Raw genomic sequence first — 17,110 nt, 5'->3', positions numbered from 1 at the left:
CCTTGTCAGAGGATTGCGCCGTGGGGCCGCAGCCCCGACGGATCACTTGTGGTAGGCGGTTTCGCCATGCGAGGTGATGTCCAGGCCTTCGCGCTCTTCCTCTTCCGGCACGCGCAGACCGATGACCACGTCGACGATCTTGTAGGCAACCAGCGAGACCACACCCGACCACACGATGGTGATCAGCACGCCCTTGAGCTGGATCCAGACCTGGCTGGCGATCGAGTACGCGTCGGCCGTGACCATCGAGCCGGTGACCCAGTCGGCCACCATCGACGGACCGCCAAGGTTCGGCGAGTTGAACACGCCGGTCAGCAAGGCGCCCAGGATGCCACCCACACCGTGCACGCCGAACACGTCCAGCGAATCGTCGGCGCCCAGGATCTTCTTCAGACCGGTCACGCCCCACAGGCAGACGAAGCCGGCGATCAGGCCGATGATCAGCGCACCGCCGATGCCGACGTTGCCGGCAGCCGGGGTGATGGCCACCAAGCCGGCGACGGCGCCCGAAGCGGCACCCAGCATCGAGGCCTTGCCCTTGAGCAGGCCTTCACCCAGGCACCAGGCCAGCACGGCGGCTGCGGTGGCTGCGAAGGTGTTGACGAAGGCCAGGGCGGCGAAGCCGTTGGCTTCCAGGGCGGAGCCGGCGTTGAAGCCGAACCAGCCCACCCACAGCAGCGAGGCACCGACCATGGTCAGCGTCAGCGAGTGCGGAGTGAAGGCTTCCTTGCCGTAGCCGATGCGCTTACCGACCATGTAGGAACCGACCAGACCGGCCACAGCAGCGTTGATGTGCACCACGGTGCCGCCGGCGAAGTCCAGTGCGCCGTGCTGCCAGATCAGGCCGGCCTTGGCGTTCATCTGTTCGACCACGTCAGCCGACGTGTAGGCGTCCGGGCCCATCCAGAACCAGACCATGTGGGCCATGGGGGCGTAGCTGAAGGTGAACCACAGCACCATGAACAGCAGCACGGCTGAGAACTTGATGCGTTCGGCGAAGGCACCGACGATCAGGGCACAGGTGATGCCGGCGAACGTGGCCTGGAAGGCGGCAAACACGATTTCCGGGATCACGACGCCCTTGCTGAAGGTGGCGGCATTGGCGAACGTGCCTGCGGCGTTGTCCCAGATGCCCTTCATCATCAGGCGATCCAGGCCGCCGATGTAGGCGTTGCCCTCGGTGAACGCCAGGCTGTAGCCGTAGATGAACCACAGCACGACGATCAGCGAGAACGTCACCATCACCTGCATCAGCACGGACAGCATGTTCTTGCTGCGCACCAGACCACCGTAGAACAGGGCCAGGCCCGGCACGGTCATCAGGATCACCAGCAGCGTGGACACCATCATCCAGGTGGTGTCACCCTTGTTGGGCGTGGGCTCGGCAGCGGCGGCCTCGGCAGGGGCCGAAGCGGCTTCGGCTGCCATCGGGGCGGCGTCAGCAGCGGGAGCCGGTGCAGCGGTCGCCTCGGCGGCGACGGGGGCGGACGCAGCGGCGTCCTGAGCGTGCGACACGCCCAGCAGGCCGAAGGCGGCGAGCCCCAGTGCGATGGACGCAATGAGCTTTCTCATGAAATGCCTCTCAGATACTCGGATGGAGGATTTGGCCGGGCCGCAGCCCCGAGGGGGCGGCCGGGGAAGGAGAACAAGCGGGACAGGCCCCGGAGATCAGAGTGCGTCCTTGCCGGTTTCGCCGGTGCGGATGCGGATGACCTGCTCCAGATCGGTGACGAAGATCTTGCCGTCACCGATCTTGCCGGTGCGGGCCGACGATTCGATCGCCTCGATGACCCGATCCAGAATGGACTCGTCGACGGCGGCTTCGATCTTCACCTTGGGCAGGAAGTCGACCACGTACTCTGCACCGCGGTACAGCTCGGTGTGGCCCTTCTGGCGGCCGAAGCCTTTGACTTCGGTCACGGTGATGCCCTGCACGCCGATGGCTGACAGGGCCTCACGCACTTCATCAAGCTTGAATGGCTTGACGATGGCGGTCACCATTTTCATGGTTGGTTCTCCGGTGGGTTGGCTGAAAAGATGCCTTCATCTCTGCATGATCTGTGCCAGTGCGCCAAAACGGGGAGCCGCCGGGCAGGCGGGAAAGCGGCCGCACCGCTTTGGCAGCAAGAACGGAAGCGGCTGTGCCTTTTCGCACCACATCCATGCGGCTTCTGTCATGTGAAGGCCGGATGACGTCAGTCTGCACCTTCATGGTGCGTATCGCGATGGGGTTCACCCCCCAGGGGGACAGCCAAGCGGCGTGGCGATGACGACAATCCCACGCCATCGCTTTCGACATCCCGGCCCTTTCATGTCTCTTGCCCTGGTTCGTAGCCGCGCCCTGGATGGCCTGCGTGCGCCTGAAGTCACCGTCGAGGTGCATCTGGCCAATGGCCTGCCCGCCTTTACCCTGGTCGGGCTCGCGGACACCGAAGTGAAGGAGGCGCGCGAACGGGTGCGTGCCGCGCTGGCGAACTGCGGGCTGGAGTTCCCGTTCAACAAGCGCATCACCGTGAACCTCGCACCCGCCGATCTGCCTAAGGAGTCCGGGCGTTTCGACCTGCCCATCGCGGTGGGCATCCTGACGGCGATGGGCCAGCTGGACGCCGAGACGGTGGCAGGGTTCGAGTTTGCTGGGGAGCTGTCCCTGGGCGGCGAGTTGCGGGCTGTGCGGGGCGCCCTCCCGATGGCATTGGCGCTGAACCGGGATGCGTCCGCCACGGCGCGGGCGCTGCTGCTGCCCCTCGAGAGCGCCCGTGAGGCTGCCCTGGTCGAGGGAGTGCCGCTGTACGGAGCCGCCCACCTGATGGATGTCGTCCAGGCCTTGCGGGCCGAGCAGCGGGATGCCGCGGGCCTTGTGCGCATGACGTCGCCTGTGTCGCCCACGTCGAGGTGGGACCCGGGCATGCCCGATCTCCGTGAGGTCAAGGGCCAGAGTGCGGCCAAGCGGGCGCTGGAGGTGGCAGCGGCCGGCCAGCACTCTGCACTCATGGTCGGTCCGCCGGGCACCGGCAAGTCCATGCTGGCCCAGCGCTTTGCCGGCCTGCTGCCGCCCTTGGCACAGGATGAAGCCCTGGAGTCGGCGGCCGTGCTCAGCCTGGCGGGCCACTTCGATCCGGCGCGCTGGATGCAGCGGGTCATGCGCAGCCCGCATCACAGCGCTTCGGCGGTGGCCATGGTGGGCGGCGGATCACCGCCCCGTCCTGGCGAAATTTCGCTGGCTCATCACGGTCTGCTGTTCCTGGATGAACTGCCCGAGTTTCCCCGCGCCGCGTTGGAGGCCTTGCGCGAGCCGCTCGAAACGGGGCACATCACCATCTCGCGGGCGGCGCGTCGACATGACTTCCCGGCCCGCTTCCAGTTGCTCGCGGCGATGAACCCTTGCCCCTGCGGGCATTTCGGCAATCCGCTCAAGGCCTGCCGCTGCACGCCCGAGCAGGTGGCTCGCTACCAGGCCCGTCTTAGCGGTCCGCTGCTCGACCGCATCGATGTACAGGTGGATGTGCCCATGGTGGCCCCCGAGGTGCTGGCTCGAAGCCCGGATGGCGAGGGTACCCGCGAGGTGGCGGCCCGTGTGGCGGACGCCCGGGCCCGGCAGATCGCCCGCCAAGGCATGCTCAATGCCCAACTGGAGGGGGCCGCGTTGACCCAGCATGTCAGGCCTCAGCAGGATGCGATGGCATTCCTGCAGGCGGCCTGCGGTCGGCTGGGATGGTCCGGGCGGGCGTTCCACCGGGTGTTGAGACTTGCGCGCACCATCGCGGATCTGGCCGGGGAGGCCGACATCCTTACGCCGCACGTGGCCGAGGCCATCCAGTACCGCCGCGTGCTACAGGTGGCCGGCTGATCCGCGTCACGGTCCGTTTCGGGCCTTGGGGCTAGACTGGCGTCCTTGTTCTGCTGAACTGGAGCCCGTTCATGCGTCGCGTCGCAACTGAAGTCCTGTCTTTCCGTGCCCTGGTGCTGGGCGTGTGCCTGGCCTTGCCGGGCGTGGCGGCCGTGGCAGCCGACAAGGCCGTGCCCCCTGCGCCGAACGCCGAGGCCTCTGCCGGTGTGGTGAACGTGCAGGATGCCTGGATCCGGGCCACCGTCAAGGGCCAGACGGCCACGGGCGGCTTCATGACCTTGCGCAGCAGTCAGCCGCTGACGCTCATCGGGTTCAGCGTGCCGGGCGTGCCGGCGGCCGAGCTGCACGAGATGAAGATGGAGGGGGACGTGATGCGGATGCGCGCGATCAAGTCGCTGCCTCTGCCGACCGGTCAGGTAGTGACCCTGCGCCCCGGCGGACATCACCTCATGCTCATGGGCCTGAAGACGCCCCTGAGTGCAGGCAGCACCGTGCAGCTCGAACTGAAACTGCGGGCCGAAGACGGCCGGGTGTTGACCCAGACGGTTGCCGTGCCGGTCCAGGGAGGGGCGCCGGGCGGTTCAGGTGGCATGCCCATGCAGGGTCACGAACACCCGGGCCACGGCCACCATCACTGATCTTCCAGGCGACGGGGCGGGTAGGTGTCCCAGCCCTGACAGCCGGGGCATTGCCAGAAATAGTGCTGGCTTTCGAACCCGCAGGCGGCGCAACGGTAGCGCTGCAGCGGCCTGGCAGCCGTGTTCAAGGCCTTCTGAAGGCCTTCGATTTCACTCTCGTCCAGCGGGACATGGCTGGTCAGCCTCTCCCGGATCAACCCTTGCGCGGCCGAGAGCGACGGCTGGGTACGCAGGTGCTCGATCAGGCGCTGCCGGCGCAGGCGCTCTTCAGGCTGCAGCAGGTTCACGGCATTCAGCACCTCGACCGAAGGCGCCTGGGCATACAGCCCTTCCAGTTTGACCAGGGCCGATGCCGACTCGCCGCAGGCTTGCGCTGCCTGAGCGTACTCCATGGCCACCAGCGCGAACCCCAGGGGCTGAAGGGCCATCAGTTCGTCCCATGCGCGCAACGCGTCCACGTGCTGCCCCTGGCGCAGCAGGCGCTGACCCTGGATCACCAGCGGGCGCGCGGCCTGCGGAGCGGCCTCGCGGGCACGCGCCAAAGCCTGCTCGGCTTCGTCGGGGCGTCCCCGGGCGTCGGCCTCTTGCGCCAGTTCGCACCAATGGTGGGCCATGCGCTGAGAGAACGAGCCGGTGCCTGCCGCTTCCAGTTGGCGCGCGACGTCGATGGCAGGATGCCAGTTGCGCGACCGCTCGTGCAGGGACAGCAGCGCCAGTCGTGCGTCGGTGGTGAAGGCCGTGCCCTCGAGTGCCTTGAACGCGTCTTCGGCTCGGTCGAACAGGCCGGCCTTCATGAAGTCCTGTGCCAGGGCGTGCTGCGCGCGCTCCCGCTCGTCCCGCGTGATGTCGGCCCGCGCCAGCAGGTGCTGGTGCACGCGGATCGCGCGCTCGTACTCACCCCGACGCCGGAACAGGTTGCCCAGGGCGAAGTGCAGGTCGGACGTGTCGGGGTCGTGCTGCACGGCCTCGATGAAGGCGTCGATGGCCTTGTCCTGCTGTTCATTGAGCAGCAGGTTCAGGCCCTTGAAATAGGCCTGCGGCGAGGCGCGGTCCTCGCGCTTGAGCTGCCGCAGGTCCAGTCGGGAAGCCATCCAGCCTGCCAGGAAGGCGGCGGGCAGGGCCAGCAGCAGCCAGTAGAAGTCGAATTCCATGCGTCAGAGGCCCTTGGGGGGCAGACGGTTGAGGATGGCGCGCGTGCGGCGCCCTCGGCGATGCGGTCAGCGTGCCGGTTTGCGGGGGGCGGGCATGTCGGGCGGGAACGGCAGCTCGGCCGGCAAGGTGGCCGGACCGGCAGCGCTCGCATCGCCCGTGGGCAGCCCTTTGCCCGCCTGAACGGGCGCCTGCGGCTCCGGCTGCAGGTGGGCGCGCTGCCGGGCGTCGCGGCGGTGACGCCACCAGCTCGGCACCATGGCCAGCACCCCGGCCACGCAGCCCAGCACGAACACGGCCAGCACGACGAACACCATGGGTGCTTCCCACTGGTAGCCCATGAACCACTTGAGTTGAACGACGTGCTGGTTGTTCAGCGCGAACGCGAACAGGATGAAGAACAGCAGGGCGCGAAACAACCAGTTCAGGGTGCGCAGCATGGGCAGATCAGCTCCGGGGTGTATCGGTGGACGGGGTGTCGGCCACGGCGGCCGCACCATGAGTATCCACCCCTTCGCGGAGTGCCTTGCCCGGTTTGAAGTGCGGCACGAGCTTTTCGGGGATCAGGACCTGTTCTCCCGAACGGGGGTTGCGGCCCATGCGCGGCGGGCGGCGGTTGATCGAAAAGCTGCCGAAGCCGCGGATCTCGATGCGGTGGCCACGCGCCAGTGCGTCGGACATGGCGTCCAGGATGGTCTTGACGGCGAATTCGGCGTCACGCTGCGTGAGCTGGCCAAAACGCTCGGCCAGTCGGGCCACGAGATCGGATCGGGTCATGTCGGGACGTCTTCAGTCGTCGGCTGGATTCGGGGCCAGCTCGACAGCCTGGGTTGGAGGCTGTGATGAGCGTCAGCTCGAGGCGGGTGACCCACCGAGCCACGCTCATCACAACCCCCGCTGCCGGGCCCCGTCGGGCCCGGGCAGGCGGGTGTCGTGTTCAGAACGTCAACCGAGCGATCAGTTGTTGTTCTGGTCCAGCTTGGCCTTCAGCAGGGCGCCCAGGCTGGTGGTGCCGGAGCCTTCCTTGCTGGTGTCGGCACGCAGCGACTGCAGGGCTTCCTGCTGTTCTGCATTGTCCTTGGCCTTGACCGACAGCTGGATGTTGCGGGTCTTGCGATCGATGTTGATGATGATCGCGGTGACTTCGTCGCCTTCCTTCAGCACGTTGCGGGCGTCTTCGACGCGGTCACGGCTGATTTCCGAAGCGCGCAGGTAACCGACGATGTCGTCGGCCAGCTGGATTTCAGCGCCCTTGGCATCCACGGTCTTGACGGTGCCGGTGACGGTGGCGCCACGGTCGTTCAGGGTCGTGAAGTTGGTGAACGGGTCAGAGTCCAGCTGCTTGATGCCCAGCGAGATGCGCTCGCGCTCGACGTCGATGGCCAGCACGATGGCTTCGACTTCCTGGCCCTTCTTGTAGTTGCGGACAGCCGATTCGCCCGGCTCGTTCCACGACAGGTCGGACAGGTGCACCAGACCATCGATGCCAGCGGCCAGGCCGACGAACACGCCGAAGTCGGTGATCGACTTGACGGGGCCCTTGACCTTGTCGCCACGGTTGAAGTTCTGAGCGAAGTCGTCCCAGGGGTTCGGCTTGCACTGCTTCATGCCCAGCGAGATGCGACGCTTGTCTTCGTCGATCTCCAGGACCATGACTTCCACTTCGTCGCCCAGGTTGACGATCTTGTTGGGAGCCACGTTCTTGTTGGTCCAGTCCATTTCGGACACGTGCACCAGGCCTTCGATGCCCGGTTCGATCTCGACGAACGCACCGTAGTCAGCGATGTTGGTGACCTTGCCGAACAGGCGGGTGCCGGCGGGGTAACGGCGCGACACGCCAACCCACGGATCGTCGCCCATCTGCTTCAGACCCAGCGAAACGCGGTTCTTCTCGGCGTCGAACTTCAGGACCTTGGCGGTCAGTTCCTGGCCAACCGTCACCACTTCGGACGGGTGACGGACACGGCGCCATGCCATGTCGGTGATGTGCAGCAGGCCGTCGATGCCGCCCAGGTCCACGAAGGCACCGTATTCGGTGATGTTCTTGACCACGCCGTGGACGATCGCGCCTTCGCGCAGCGTTTCCATCAGCTTGGCGCGCTCTTCGCCCATCGAGGCTTCCACCACAGCGCGACGCGACAGCACGACGTTGTTGCGCTTGCGGTCGAGCTTGATGACCTTGAACTCCATGGTCTTGCCCTCGAACGGCGACATGTCCTTGACAGGACGCGTGTCGAGCAGCGAGCCGGGCAGGAAGGCGCGGATGCCGTTGACCAGAACGGTCAGGCCGCCCTTGACCTTGCCGTTGACGGTGCCGGTCACGAAGTCGCCCGATTCCAGAGCGGTTTCCAGCGACAGCCACGAAGCCAGACGCTTGGCCTTGTCGCGCGACAGGATGGTGTCGCCGTAGCCGTTTTCGATGGCGTCCACGGCCACCGAGACGAAGTCACCCACTTGGACTTCGACTTCGCCCTGGTCGTTGCGGAACTCGTCGATGGGCACATAGGCCTCGGACTTCAGGCCGGCGTTGACGACCACGAAGTTGTGTTCGACGGCCACCACCTCGGCGGTGATGACTTCGCCCTGGCGCATGTTGGCGCGCTGCAGCGACTCTTCAAAAAGGGCGGCAAAAGATTCAGACATGGAATTTCCTGTGCTGGGGTGAGCCAGCGGAAACGTTCAAGCCGACAGGAACGACGAGAACGGGTTGGGTTGAAGAACATGGCACCCGGGCCGGCTTTGCGCCGACCCCTGCTTGCGCGAAGCGCCTGCCTGGCAGCAGACGCTGGGAACCACAGCCTTGTGACGACCTTGCGTGGGCGCCGTCCGGTTCAGGACTTGACGATCACGTGAGGCCAGCCCTCGACCCACCAACCCAGCACGGTGTCCACCGATTCGTCGATGGTCAGCGCCGAGTTGTCGAGGCTTCGGGCGTCTGCAGCCGGCTTCAGGGGCGCCACCGCGCGGGTTCGATCCCGCAGGTCGCGCGCCTCCAAATCGGCGCAAATCTCTTTGAGGTTAGCAGAAAAGCCTTTGGAGATCAATTGCTTATGCCGGCGCTCGGCGCGCTGCGCCACCGATGCCGTCAGGAATACCTTGAGCGCGGCGTCCGGGAACACCACGGTGCCCATGTCGCGGCCATCGGCCACGAGGCCGGGCAGGGCGCGGAAATCCTTCTGCAGGTCGAGCAGCGCCTGGCGCACGCCCGGGTTGGCCGAGATGCGCGAGGCGGCCTGACCGATGTCCTCGCGGCGCAGTTCCGCGCCGACATCGCGGCCACCCAGCCACACGTGCTCGCCGTCGAAGTGCAGCGGGATGCTGTGGCCCACCTTGCGGGCCAGCGCCTCGACCTGGCGTCCGTCGTCCAGGTCCACGCCCGCTTCGGTGGCCAGCAGGGCTGCGATGCGGTAGAGCGAGCCGGAATCCAGGAAGCGGTAGCCCAGGCGGCTCGCCAGCGTGCTGGCCAGCGTGCCCTTGCCCGAGGCCGTGGGCCCGTCGATGGTGATGACCGGGATCAGGTCGGCGCGGGTGCGGGCGACCTGAAACAGCGCCTCGAAGTAGTCCGGGAAGGTCTTGGCCACACAGCGCGGGTCTTCGATGCGGACCGACACCGGGGCGTTGGGCGTGGCGGTGGGCGCCAGCGCGTTGAACGCCGCCAGCGAGAAGCACATCGCCATGCGGTGGTCGTCGTAGGTGTGGATGCTGGCGTGCTCCCAGCAGGCCTTGGCCGGCGGCGTGACCTCGATGAAGTCCTGGCCTTCCACCACCGTGGCGCCCAGCTTGCGCAGTTCGGTCGCCATCGCGGCGATCCGGTCGGTTTCCTTCACGCGCCAGCTGGCGATGTTGGTCAGCCGCGTGGTGCCCTTGGCGTACAGCGCCATCACGGCCAGCGTCATGGCCGCGTCGGGAATGTGGTTGCAGTCCAGCTCGATGGCGTTCAGCGGCCAGGCGCCGCGGCGCACTTCCAACCAGTTGGGGCCGGAGCTGACCTGGGCGCCCATGGCCTCGGCTGCCTCGATGAAGCGGATGTCGCCCTGGATGGAGGCGGCGCCCACGCCCTCGATGCGCACGGGCTGCTCGGTGGCGGCCAGCGCGCCGAGCGCGATGAAATACGAGGCGGAGGACGCATCGGCCTCCACGTGGATCTCACCCGGCGAGCGGTAGTGGCTGCCCTGCGGAATGGTGAAGCGCGACCAGCCCTCGCGTCGCACCGCGATGCCGAAGCGTTCCAGCAGGTTGAGCGTGATCTCGATGTAGGGCTTGGAAATCAGCTCGCCGACCACCTCAATGACCAGATCCTGCTGCTGCGAGACCAGGGGCAGCGCCAGCAGCAGCGCCGTCAGGAACTGGCTGGAGACATCGCCGCGCACCTTGATCGGCTCGGCAAGGTAGAGCTGGCCGCCGGCCAGGCGCAGCGGCGGGTAGCCTTCGTTGCCCAGGCATTCGATGTGGCAGCCCAGCGGACGCAGCGCGTCGATCAGGTCGCCGATGGGGCGCTCGTGCATGCGGGGGATGCCGCTGAGCTCGAACACACCGCCCTGCGTCGCCGACAGCAGGGCGAGTGCGGCGGTCAGCGGCCGCATGGCGGTGCCGGCATTGCCCAGGAACAGCTGGGCGTTCAGCACCGACAGTTGCCCCGCCAGGCCGGTGATGGACACCGTGTCACCGTCCTGCTCGACCGTGCAGCCCAGCGTGCGCAGCGCTTCGAGCATGACGCGGGTGTCGTCGGAGGCCAGCAGGTCGTGCACCACGGTGGTCCCGGCGCTCAGGCCGGCCAGCAACAGGACGCGGTTGGAGATGCTCTTGGAGCCCGGCAGGCGGATGGTGCCGCCGGCAGACAGCAGGGGCGGCAGGTCGAGGAAGGCGGTGGTGTACATGCGAAAGACGGCGGCCGAACGCGAAGGCGCTCAGCGGGAAACAGGGGGCTTGGGGCCCAGGTGCCACTGGCTGCGGGCGTCCGAGGCCGACTGGATCAGCTCCTGCAGGGCGGGGCCATTCCAGTCGCGCATCTGGCGCTCCATCTGCTCGAGCGCGTGGCGAAACGCCTCGGATTGTTTCAGGATCTCTTCCCGGTTGGACAGGAGGATGTCCCGCCACACGGTGGGGTCACTGGCGGCAATGCGGCTGAAGTCACGGAAGCCCGGGCCGGCCAGGGACAGGTACTCCTGCCCGGCCGGTTGCTCGGCCATGGCATTCATGTAGGCGAAGGCCAGCAAGTGGGGCAGGTGGCTGACCGCCGCGAACGCGGCATCGTGGTGCTCGGGGGTCATCTTGAGCACCTGGCAGCCGACTGCGGACCAGGCGTCGGTGGCCTGCTGCACCAGCACGGGGTTGGTCTGAGGCAGCGGGGTCAGGATCGCTTTGCGTCCTTGATACAAGGCCGCATCGGCGTGTTCGATGCCGGCCACTTCGCGCCCGGCAATGGGGTGGGCCGGCACAAACCCCGGCAGCCGCTCCTTCAGCACGCGGCGGGCGGCGTCGACCACGTCGCGCTTGGTCGAACCCACGTCCATCATCAGCACGTTGGGATCGACCAGGTGCCGGATGGCCTTGAACGTGGCCTCGGTGGCCGCCACCGGGACGGCAATCAGCACGATGTCCGAGCCGGAAACGGCCAGCAGGGCGGACTCTGCAGCCACGTCGATCACGCCCAATCGGCGTGCTTTCTCGACGGTCGAGGGCGACTTGCTGTAGCCGACGACGCGCTTGACGAGGCCGGCTTTCTTCAGGGCCAGGGCAAAGGAGCCGCCCATCAGGCCGCAGCCGATCAGGCCGAGTTGGTTGAACATGTCAGTGAGGGTCGACGGGGAAGGTGCCCAGCACCTTCACGAAACTGCACAGCTGGCGCAGTTCCTCCATGGCGGCCGCAACATGCGGCTCGTCCAGGTGACCGGCCAGATCGATGAAGAACACATATTCCCACTGGCCGGAGCGGGCCGGACGGGATTCGAAGCGGGTCATGGAGACGCCATGTCGCTTGAGCGGCGCCAGCAGGTCGTGCACCGCCCCGGGCTTGTTGTCCACCGACACGATCAGGCTGGTGCAGTCGTGGCCGGTCGGGCGCGAGGGGGCATGGCTCTCCGGGCGGGTCAGCACCACGAACAGCGTGCGGTTGTGGGCCTCGTCCTGCACGGCGCGCTGCACCACGTGCAGCCCGAACTGCGAGGCGGCCCGCTCGCTGGCCAGCGCCGCCAGAGACGGGTCCGTCGATGCGAGTCGCGCGCCTTCGGCATTGCTGGCCACCGGGCGCCGCTCGGCGTGAGGCAGGTGCTGGTTCAGCCAGTTCTGGCACTGCGCCAGCGCCTGTGGGTGGGCGCACACGGCGGTGATGCCTTCGCGGTCCGGCGTCAGGCGCAGCAGGTTGTGCGTGACGAGCAGACTGGTCTCGCCGGCGATCACCAGCGGCGACTGCAGCAGCAGGTCCAGCGAGCGGGCCACGACGCCTTCGGTCGAGTTCTCGACGGGGGCCACGCCGAAGTCGGCCGAGCCCGACAGCGTCGCGCGGAAGACCTCGTCGATGTTGGCGCACACGATGGGCTCGATCGACGAGCCGAAGTACTGCAGCGCAGCCTGTTCGCTGAAGGTGCCGACCGGGCCCAGAAAGGCCACGCGCACCTTGTTTTCCAGCGCACGGCAGGCCGACATGATCTCGCGCCAGATCGGGCCGATGCTCTCGGGCAGGATGGGGCCTGGGTTGCGCTGGCGCAGCCCGTCGATCACCTGCAGTTCGCGGTCGGGACGGAACACAGGCGAGCCGTCCAGCTTCTTGACTTCGCCCACCGCCTGGGCCAGCCGGGCGCGTGCATTGAGCAGGCTCAGCAGCTCGCCGTCCAGGGCGTCGATGCGCACGCGCAGGTCGGCCAGTTGCTCGTCGACCGGGCGGTCGTCAGGCTGGTAGTGGGCGTCGGTCGGCTCAACCATGGGTCTTCGCGAAGTGGGTCATGTAGTCCACCAGGGCCTGCACGCCGGCCAGCGGCATGGCGTTGTAGATCGAGGCCCGCATGCCACCCACGCTCTTGTGGCCCTTGAGCTGCAGCAGCCCCGCTTCCTTGGCGCCGGCCAGGAAGGCATCGTTGAGCGCCTCGTTGTGCAGGAAGAAGGGGATGTTCATGCGCGAGCGGCAGTCGCGCGCCACCTTGTTGACGTAGAAGCCGGAGGCGTCGATGTAGTCGTACAGGAGCGTGGCCTTGGCCACATTGCGCGCCTCGATGGCCGCCAGACCGACCAGATCGCCGGCCGGTGTCGATTCACGCTGGCGCTTGATCCACTGGAAGACCAGGCCGGCGATGTACCAAGCGTACGTCGGCGGCGTGTTGAACATCGACTCGTTGTTCGCCACGGTCTGGTAGTCGAATGCCGACGGGGTGATGGGCAGGGCGCGACCCAGCAGGTCGTCGCGGATGATCACCAGGGTCAGGCCGGATGGGCCGATGTTTTTCTGGGCGCCGCCATAGGCCACGGCCACACGCGACCAGTCGAGCGGGCGCGAGGCGAGGTGCGACGAGCAGTCGATCACCAGCGGGGCGTCCGAGCCGAGCGCCTTCAGGTCGGGCAACGCGTGCATCTCCACGCCGTGGATCGTCTCGTTGCTGCACACATGGACATAGGCCGCGTCCTTGGACAGCTGCCAGCTGCCGTACGCCGGCAGGGTCGTGTGCGTGTCGCCTTCGTTCGTGGCGGCGATGTGGACGTCGCAGTACTTGCGCGCTTCCTTGGCCGACTTCTGCGACCACGAGCCCGTGATCACGTAGTCGGTGCGCCCGCCGCGCGACAGGTTCATCGGCAGGAGGGCGTTCTCGGCCAGCGCACCGCCCTGCATGAACAGGATCTTGTAGTTCGCTGGCACGGACAGGATCTCGCGCAGGTCGGCCTCGGCCTGCTGTGCGATCGAGATGAATTCCTTGCCGCGGTGGCTCATCTCCATGACGCCCATGCCCGAACCGTGCCAGTCCAGCATCTCGCTGGCGGCTTGCTGGAGAACGTCTTCGGGCAGCGTGGCCGGGCCAGCCGAGAAATTGAAGGGGCGCGTCATGAGGCTATCCGATGGGAACAAACCCGGCGCGGGGCCGGGTCGGGGGTCACTTCTTGGCCGGGGCCGGCTTGGTGGCCGAGGCCGGCTGCTGGGCCGGCTGGCCGCCGCCGCTGAGCTTGCCGCCTGTGGCGGTGTCCAGAATCTTGCGGATGTTCTGCTGGGCTGCCTGCAGTTTCGGGTCGACCTGCGGGCGGGCTTCCTGCACCACCTTCTCGACCAGCGCGTTGCTCATTTCGGGCAGCAGGCCCTGGTACTTCTTCAGCACGGGCGAATCCAGCATGGTGACCAGCTGCTTGAGCTCGTCTTCCGTGAAGCGCTCTTCGAACATCGGGCCGATCACGCTCTGGCTTAGCTTGATCGTCGTGTTGCGCAGCACGGGCATGGCGGTGTCGAGGTACTTGCGGATCTCGGCATCGATCTGCTTGGCGGTGGCTTCACGCTTGTCTTCCGGGACGGCCTGGGCCAGCACCGGTTGCGCCGCTGCAGCCAGCTGGCGGGCGGGGTTTTCAGCCAGGCCGCGGGCCGTGCCTTCCAGGGCCGATTGCTGGATGGTCAGCAGCTTCTGCACCAGCTCCTTCTTGCTTTCGGCGTGGGCGGCCAGGCTGGTGGCCATCAGGGCAGAGGCGATGGCCGTGGCCCATACCGTGTTCGTCAGCTTCATGTTCGGTCCTTGGTGTCCGTAGGAGAAGGAGAACCCCGTCAGCGCAACGGGGTGCGGTTTGCTTGGTGTCGTGCGATCACAGATCGGTTCCGGCGCCGTCGTCGCCGGCTTCACCGGCGTCCGCATCGGCGTCGGCGTTCGCATCGTTCTCGACGATGCGCTGCAGGCCGATCAGCTTGGCACCTTCATCCAGCGCGATCAGGGTCACCCCTTGGGTGGCGCGGCCCAGTTCGCGGATCTCGCTGACGCGGGTGCGCACCAGCACGCCCTTGTCGGTGATCAGCATGATCTCGTCTTCCGTGCGCACCAGGGTGGCCGCGACCACCTTGCCGTTGCGCTCGGACTGCTGGATGGCGATCATGCCCTTGGTGCCGCGGCCATGGCGGGTGTATTCGACGATGCTGGTGCGCTTGCCGTAACCGTTCTCGGTGGCGGTCAGCACGCTTTGCGTTTCGTCTTCGGCCACGAGCATGGCGATGACCGACTGGCCTTCCTCCAGCATCATGCCGCGCACGCCGCGGGCGCTGCGGCCCATGGGGCGCACGTCTTCTTCGTCGAAGCGCACGGCCTTGCCGCCGTCACTGAACAGCATCACATCGTGCTTGCCGTCGGTGAGGGCCGCGCCCACCAGGTAGTCGCCCTCGTCCAGGCCCACGGCGATGATGCCGGCCTTGCGCGGGTTGCTGAAGTCGGTCAGCGGCGTCTTCTTCACCGTGCCCAGGCGGGTGGCCATGAACACGTAGTGATCTTCGGGGAAGCTGCGGAACTCGCCGGTCAGCGGCAGCACCACGTTGATCTTCTCGTCCTTCTCCAGCGGGAACATGTTGACCATGGGCTTGCCACGCGAGTTGCGCGAGCCCTGCGGCACTTCCCAGACCTTGAGCCAATACACGCGGCCGCGGTTGCTGAAGCACAGGATGTAGTCGTGCGTGTTGGCGATGAAGAGCTGGTCGATCCAGTCGTCTTCCTTCGTCGCGGTGGCCTGCTTGCCGCGGCCTCCGCGCTTCTGCGCACGGTACTCGCTGAGCGGCTGGCTCTTGATGTAGCCGGTGTGGCTGAGCGTGACCACCATGTCGGTGGGCGTGATCAGGTCTTCGGTGCCCAGCTCCTGCGCGTTGTGCTCGATCGTGGAGCGGCGGGCGCCGAGCTTGGTCTGACCGAATTCGGTGCGGATGGCCGTGAGCTCGTCGCCGATGATGCTGGAGACGCGCTCGGGCTTGGCGAGGATGTCCAGCAGATCGGCGATCTGGGCCATGACATCCTTGTACTCGCCGATGATCTTGTCCTGCTCCAGGCCGGTCAGGCGCTGCAGGCGCATCTGCAGGATCTCGCCCGCCTGGTCTTCGCTCAGGCGGTACAAGCCATCGGGCTGCATGCCATAGCTGGGTGACAGGCTCTCCGGGCGGTACTGCCGGGCGTCGCCTTCGACGCGGGACAGCATCTCGCGCACCAGCGACGAATCCCAGCTCTTGCTCATCAGGGCCTGCTTGGCCACGGGCGGCGTCGGCGAGGTCTTGATGGTCTCGATGAACTCGTCGATGTTGGCCAGCGCCACCGCCAGGCCTTCGAGCACGTGGCCGCGCTCGCGCGCCTTGCGCAGTTCGTACACCGTGCGGCGGGTCACCACCTCGCGGCGGTGCTCCAGGAAGACGGTGACCAGGTCCTTGAGGTTGCACAGCTTGGGCTGACCGTCGATCAGCGCCACCATGTTGATGCCGAAGGTGTCCTGCAGCTGCGTTTGCTTGTACAGGTTGTTGAGCACCACCTCGGGCACTTCGCCGCGCTTGAGCTCGATCACCACCCGCATGCCGGACTTGTCGGACTCGTCCTGGATGTGGCTGATGCCTTCGATCTTCTTGTCGTTGACCAGCTCGGCGATGCGCTCGAGCAGGTTCTTCTTGTTCACCTGGTAGGGGATCTCGTCGACGATGATCGCCTGGCGGTCGCCCTTGCCGATGTCTTCGAAGTGGCAGCGCGCGCGCATGACCACGCGGCCGCGACCGGTGCGGTAGCCCTCGCGCACGCCGCTGAGGCCATAGATGATGCCGGCGGTGGGGAAGTCCGGTGCCGGGATGATCTCCATGAGTTCATCGACCGAGCACTCGGGGTTCTTCAACGCGTGCAGGCAGGCGTCGACGACCTCGTTGAGGTTGTGCGGTGGGATGTTGGTGGCCATGCCCACCGCGATGCCGGCCGAGCCGTTGACCAGCAGGTTGGGCAGGCGGGTGGGCAGCACCAGCGGCTCTTTTTCCGAGCCATCGTAGTTGGGGCCGAAATCGACGGTTTCCTTGTCGATGTCGGCCAGCATCTCGTGGGCGATCTTGGCCAGGCGGATTTCCGTGTACCGCATGGCCGCGGCGTTGTCGCCGTCGATGGAGCCGAAGTTGCCCTGGCCGTCGACCAGCATGTGGCGCAGCGAGAAGTCCTGCGCCATCCGGACGATGGTGTCGTACACCGCCGAGTCGCCGTGCGGGTGGTACTTGCCGATCACGTCGCCGACGATACGGGCGGACTTCTTGTAAGGGCGGTTCCAGTCGTTGTTGAGCTCGTGCATCGCGAACAGGACGCGACGGTGCACGGGCTTGAGGCCATCACGGGCATCGGGCAGGGCGCGACCCACGATCACGCTCATCGCGTAATCGAGGTACGAGCGCCGCATCTCCTCTTCGAGGCTGATGGGCAGGGTTTCCTTGGCGAATGGCGTCATGCGGACTCGATCGGGGGAGAAGGGACGGGCCTGGCGTAAGGTGCCGGCCCGGCACGGGCTTCCATGGCCCCGCCAC

At 66.8% G+C, this 17,110-nt stretch carries 14 protein-coding genes; 2 read left to right on the top strand and 12 right to left on the bottom strand.

Annotated elements, in window-relative coordinates; all coding sequences use genetic code 11:
- Positions 1-42 precede the first annotated feature (42 nt).
- Entirely contained in the window at positions 43-1,572 is a 1,530-nt protein-coding gene (gene amt, locus QZ709_RS07895; protein ID WP_294636717.1) for an ammonium transporter, read from the bottom strand.
- 96 nt (positions 1,573-1,668) lie between these two features.
- Positions 1,669-2,007: a P-II family nitrogen regulator gene (gene glnK / locus QZ709_RS07890; RefSeq protein ID WP_294636716.1), complete on the bottom strand. Its 339-nt coding sequence runs from the start codon at positions 2,005-2,007 to the stop codon at positions 1,669-1,671.
- 304 nt (positions 2,008-2,311) lie between these two features.
- On the opposite strand from glnK, the gene QZ709_RS07885 reads away from it, so the two are divergent.
- Complete coding sequence (locus QZ709_RS07885; protein ID WP_294636715.1) at positions 2,312-3,847, top strand: YifB family Mg chelatase-like AAA ATPase; 1,536 nt, start codon at positions 2,312-2,314, stop codon at positions 3,845-3,847.
- A 71-nt stretch (positions 3,848-3,918) separates the two neighbouring features.
- Positions 3,919-4,485 carry a copper chaperone PCu(A)C gene (locus QZ709_RS07880; protein ID WP_294636714.1) on the top strand — a complete coding sequence of 189 codons (567 nt, stop codon included), beginning with the start codon at positions 3,919-3,921 and terminating at the stop codon, positions 4,483-4,485.
- Here the strand turns inward: QZ709_RS07880 and lapB are convergent.
- The 10 genes from lapB to gyrA form a co-directional block, all read right to left on the bottom strand.
- A complete protein-coding gene (gene lapB, locus QZ709_RS07875) occupies positions 4,479-5,636 on the bottom strand; it encodes a lipopolysaccharide assembly protein LapB (protein ID WP_294636713.1) in 1,158 nt (385 codons plus the stop codon). The two genes, QZ709_RS07880 and lapB, sit on opposite strands and share 7 nt — an antisense overlap.
- Positions 5,637-5,702: 66 nt before the next feature.
- Positions 5,703-6,074: a lipopolysaccharide assembly protein LapA domain-containing protein gene (locus QZ709_RS07870; protein ID WP_366937154.1), complete on the bottom strand. Its 372-nt coding sequence runs from the start codon at positions 6,072-6,074 to the stop codon at positions 5,703-5,705.
- Between the two features lie 7 nt (positions 6,075-6,081).
- Entirely contained in the window at positions 6,082-6,411 is a 330-nt protein-coding gene (locus QZ709_RS07865) for an integration host factor subunit beta (RefSeq protein WP_294636712.1), read from the bottom strand.
- Between the two features lie 180 nt (positions 6,412-6,591).
- A complete protein-coding gene (rpsA, locus tag QZ709_RS07860) occupies positions 6,592-8,277 on the bottom strand; it encodes a 30S ribosomal protein S1 (protein ID WP_294636711.1) in 1,686 nt (561 codons plus the stop codon).
- A gap of 188 nt (positions 8,278-8,465) precedes the next feature.
- Positions 8,466-10,511, bottom strand: coding sequence for a bifunctional 3-phosphoshikimate 1-carboxyvinyltransferase/cytidylate kinase (locus QZ709_RS07855; RefSeq protein WP_294636710.1), 2,046 nt, complete (start codon positions 10,509-10,511; stop codon positions 8,466-8,468).
- 30 nt (positions 10,512-10,541) lie between these two features.
- Positions 10,542-11,423, bottom strand: coding sequence for a prephenate dehydrogenase/arogenate dehydrogenase family protein (locus QZ709_RS07850; protein WP_294636709.1), 882 nt, complete (start codon positions 11,421-11,423; stop codon positions 10,542-10,544).
- 1 nt (position 11,424) lies between these two features.
- A complete protein-coding gene (gene pheA, locus QZ709_RS07845) occupies positions 11,425-12,555 on the bottom strand; it encodes a prephenate dehydratase (RefSeq protein WP_294636708.1) in 1,131 nt (376 codons plus the stop codon).
- On the bottom strand, positions 12,548-13,666 hold the full coding sequence (gene serC / locus QZ709_RS07840; RefSeq protein ID WP_294636707.1) for a 3-phosphoserine/phosphohydroxythreonine transaminase: 1,119 nt from the start codon (positions 13,664-13,666) through the stop codon (positions 12,548-12,550). The genes pheA and serC overlap by 8 nt, the downstream gene beginning before the upstream one ends.
- Before the next feature lie 46 nt (positions 13,667-13,712).
- Positions 13,713-14,327, bottom strand: a complete 615-nt coding sequence (locus QZ709_RS07835) for a hypothetical protein (protein WP_294636705.1) — start codon at positions 14,325-14,327, stop codon at positions 13,713-13,715.
- Positions 14,328-14,403: 76 nt separating this feature from the next.
- On the bottom strand, positions 14,404-17,034 hold the full coding sequence (gene gyrA / locus QZ709_RS07830) for a DNA gyrase subunit A (RefSeq protein ID WP_294636704.1): 2,631 nt from the start codon (positions 17,032-17,034) through the stop codon (positions 14,404-14,406).
- Positions 17,035-17,110: the final 76 nt, after the last annotated feature.

Origin of the sequence: uncultured Aquabacterium sp. (genome assembly GCF_913773725.1) — a bacterium.
Lineage (GTDB): Bacteria > Pseudomonadota > Gammaproteobacteria > Burkholderiales > Burkholderiaceae_C > Aquabacterium.
This window is presented reverse-complemented; position numbering and strand designations above follow the sequence as displayed.

Coding starts and splice junctions, on each gene's coding strand:
- glnK (WP_294636716.1), bottom strand. CDS start 2,007: ATGAAAATGGTGACCGCCATCGTCAAGCCATTCAAGCTTGATGAAGTG.
- pheA (WP_294636708.1), bottom strand. CDS start 12,555: ATGGTTGAGCCGACCGACGCCCACTACCAGCCTGACGACCGCCCGGTC.
- QZ709_RS07870 (WP_366937154.1), bottom strand. CDS start 6,074: ATGCTGCGCACCCTGAACTGGTTGTTTCGCGCCCTGCTGTTCTTCATC.
- QZ709_RS07865 (WP_294636712.1), bottom strand. CDS start 6,411: ATGACCCGATCCGATCTCGTGGCCCGACTGGCCGAGCGTTTTGGCCAG.
- serC (WP_294636707.1), bottom strand. CDS start 13,666: ATGACGCGCCCCTTCAATTTCTCGGCTGGCCCGGCCACGCTGCCCGAA.
- QZ709_RS07880 (WP_294636714.1), top strand. CDS start 3,919: ATGCGTCGCGTCGCAACTGAAGTCCTGTCTTTCCGTGCCCTGGTGCTG.
- QZ709_RS07850 (WP_294636709.1), bottom strand. CDS start 11,423: ATGTTCAACCAACTCGGCCTGATCGGCTGCGGCCTGATGGGCGGCTCC.
- lapB (WP_294636713.1), bottom strand. CDS start 5,636: ATGGAATTCGACTTCTACTGGCTGCTGCTGGCCCTGCCCGCCGCCTTC.
- amt (WP_294636717.1), bottom strand. CDS start 1,572: ATGAGAAAGCTCATTGCGTCCATCGCACTGGGGCTCGCCGCCTTCGGC.
- gyrA (WP_294636704.1), bottom strand. CDS start 17,034: ATGACGCCATTCGCCAAGGAAACCCTGCCCATCAGCCTCGAAGAGGAG.
- QZ709_RS07855 (WP_294636710.1), bottom strand. CDS start 10,511: ATGTACACCACCGCCTTCCTCGACCTGCCGCCCCTGCTGTCTGCCGGC.
- QZ709_RS07835 (WP_294636705.1), bottom strand. CDS start 14,327: ATGAAGCTGACGAACACGGTATGGGCCACGGCCATCGCCTCTGCCCTG.
- rpsA (WP_294636711.1), bottom strand. CDS start 8,277: ATGTCTGAATCTTTTGCCGCCCTTTTTGAAGAGTCGCTGCAGCGCGCC.
- QZ709_RS07885 (WP_294636715.1), top strand. CDS start 2,312: ATGTCTCTTGCCCTGGTTCGTAGCCGCGCCCTGGATGGCCTGCGTGCG.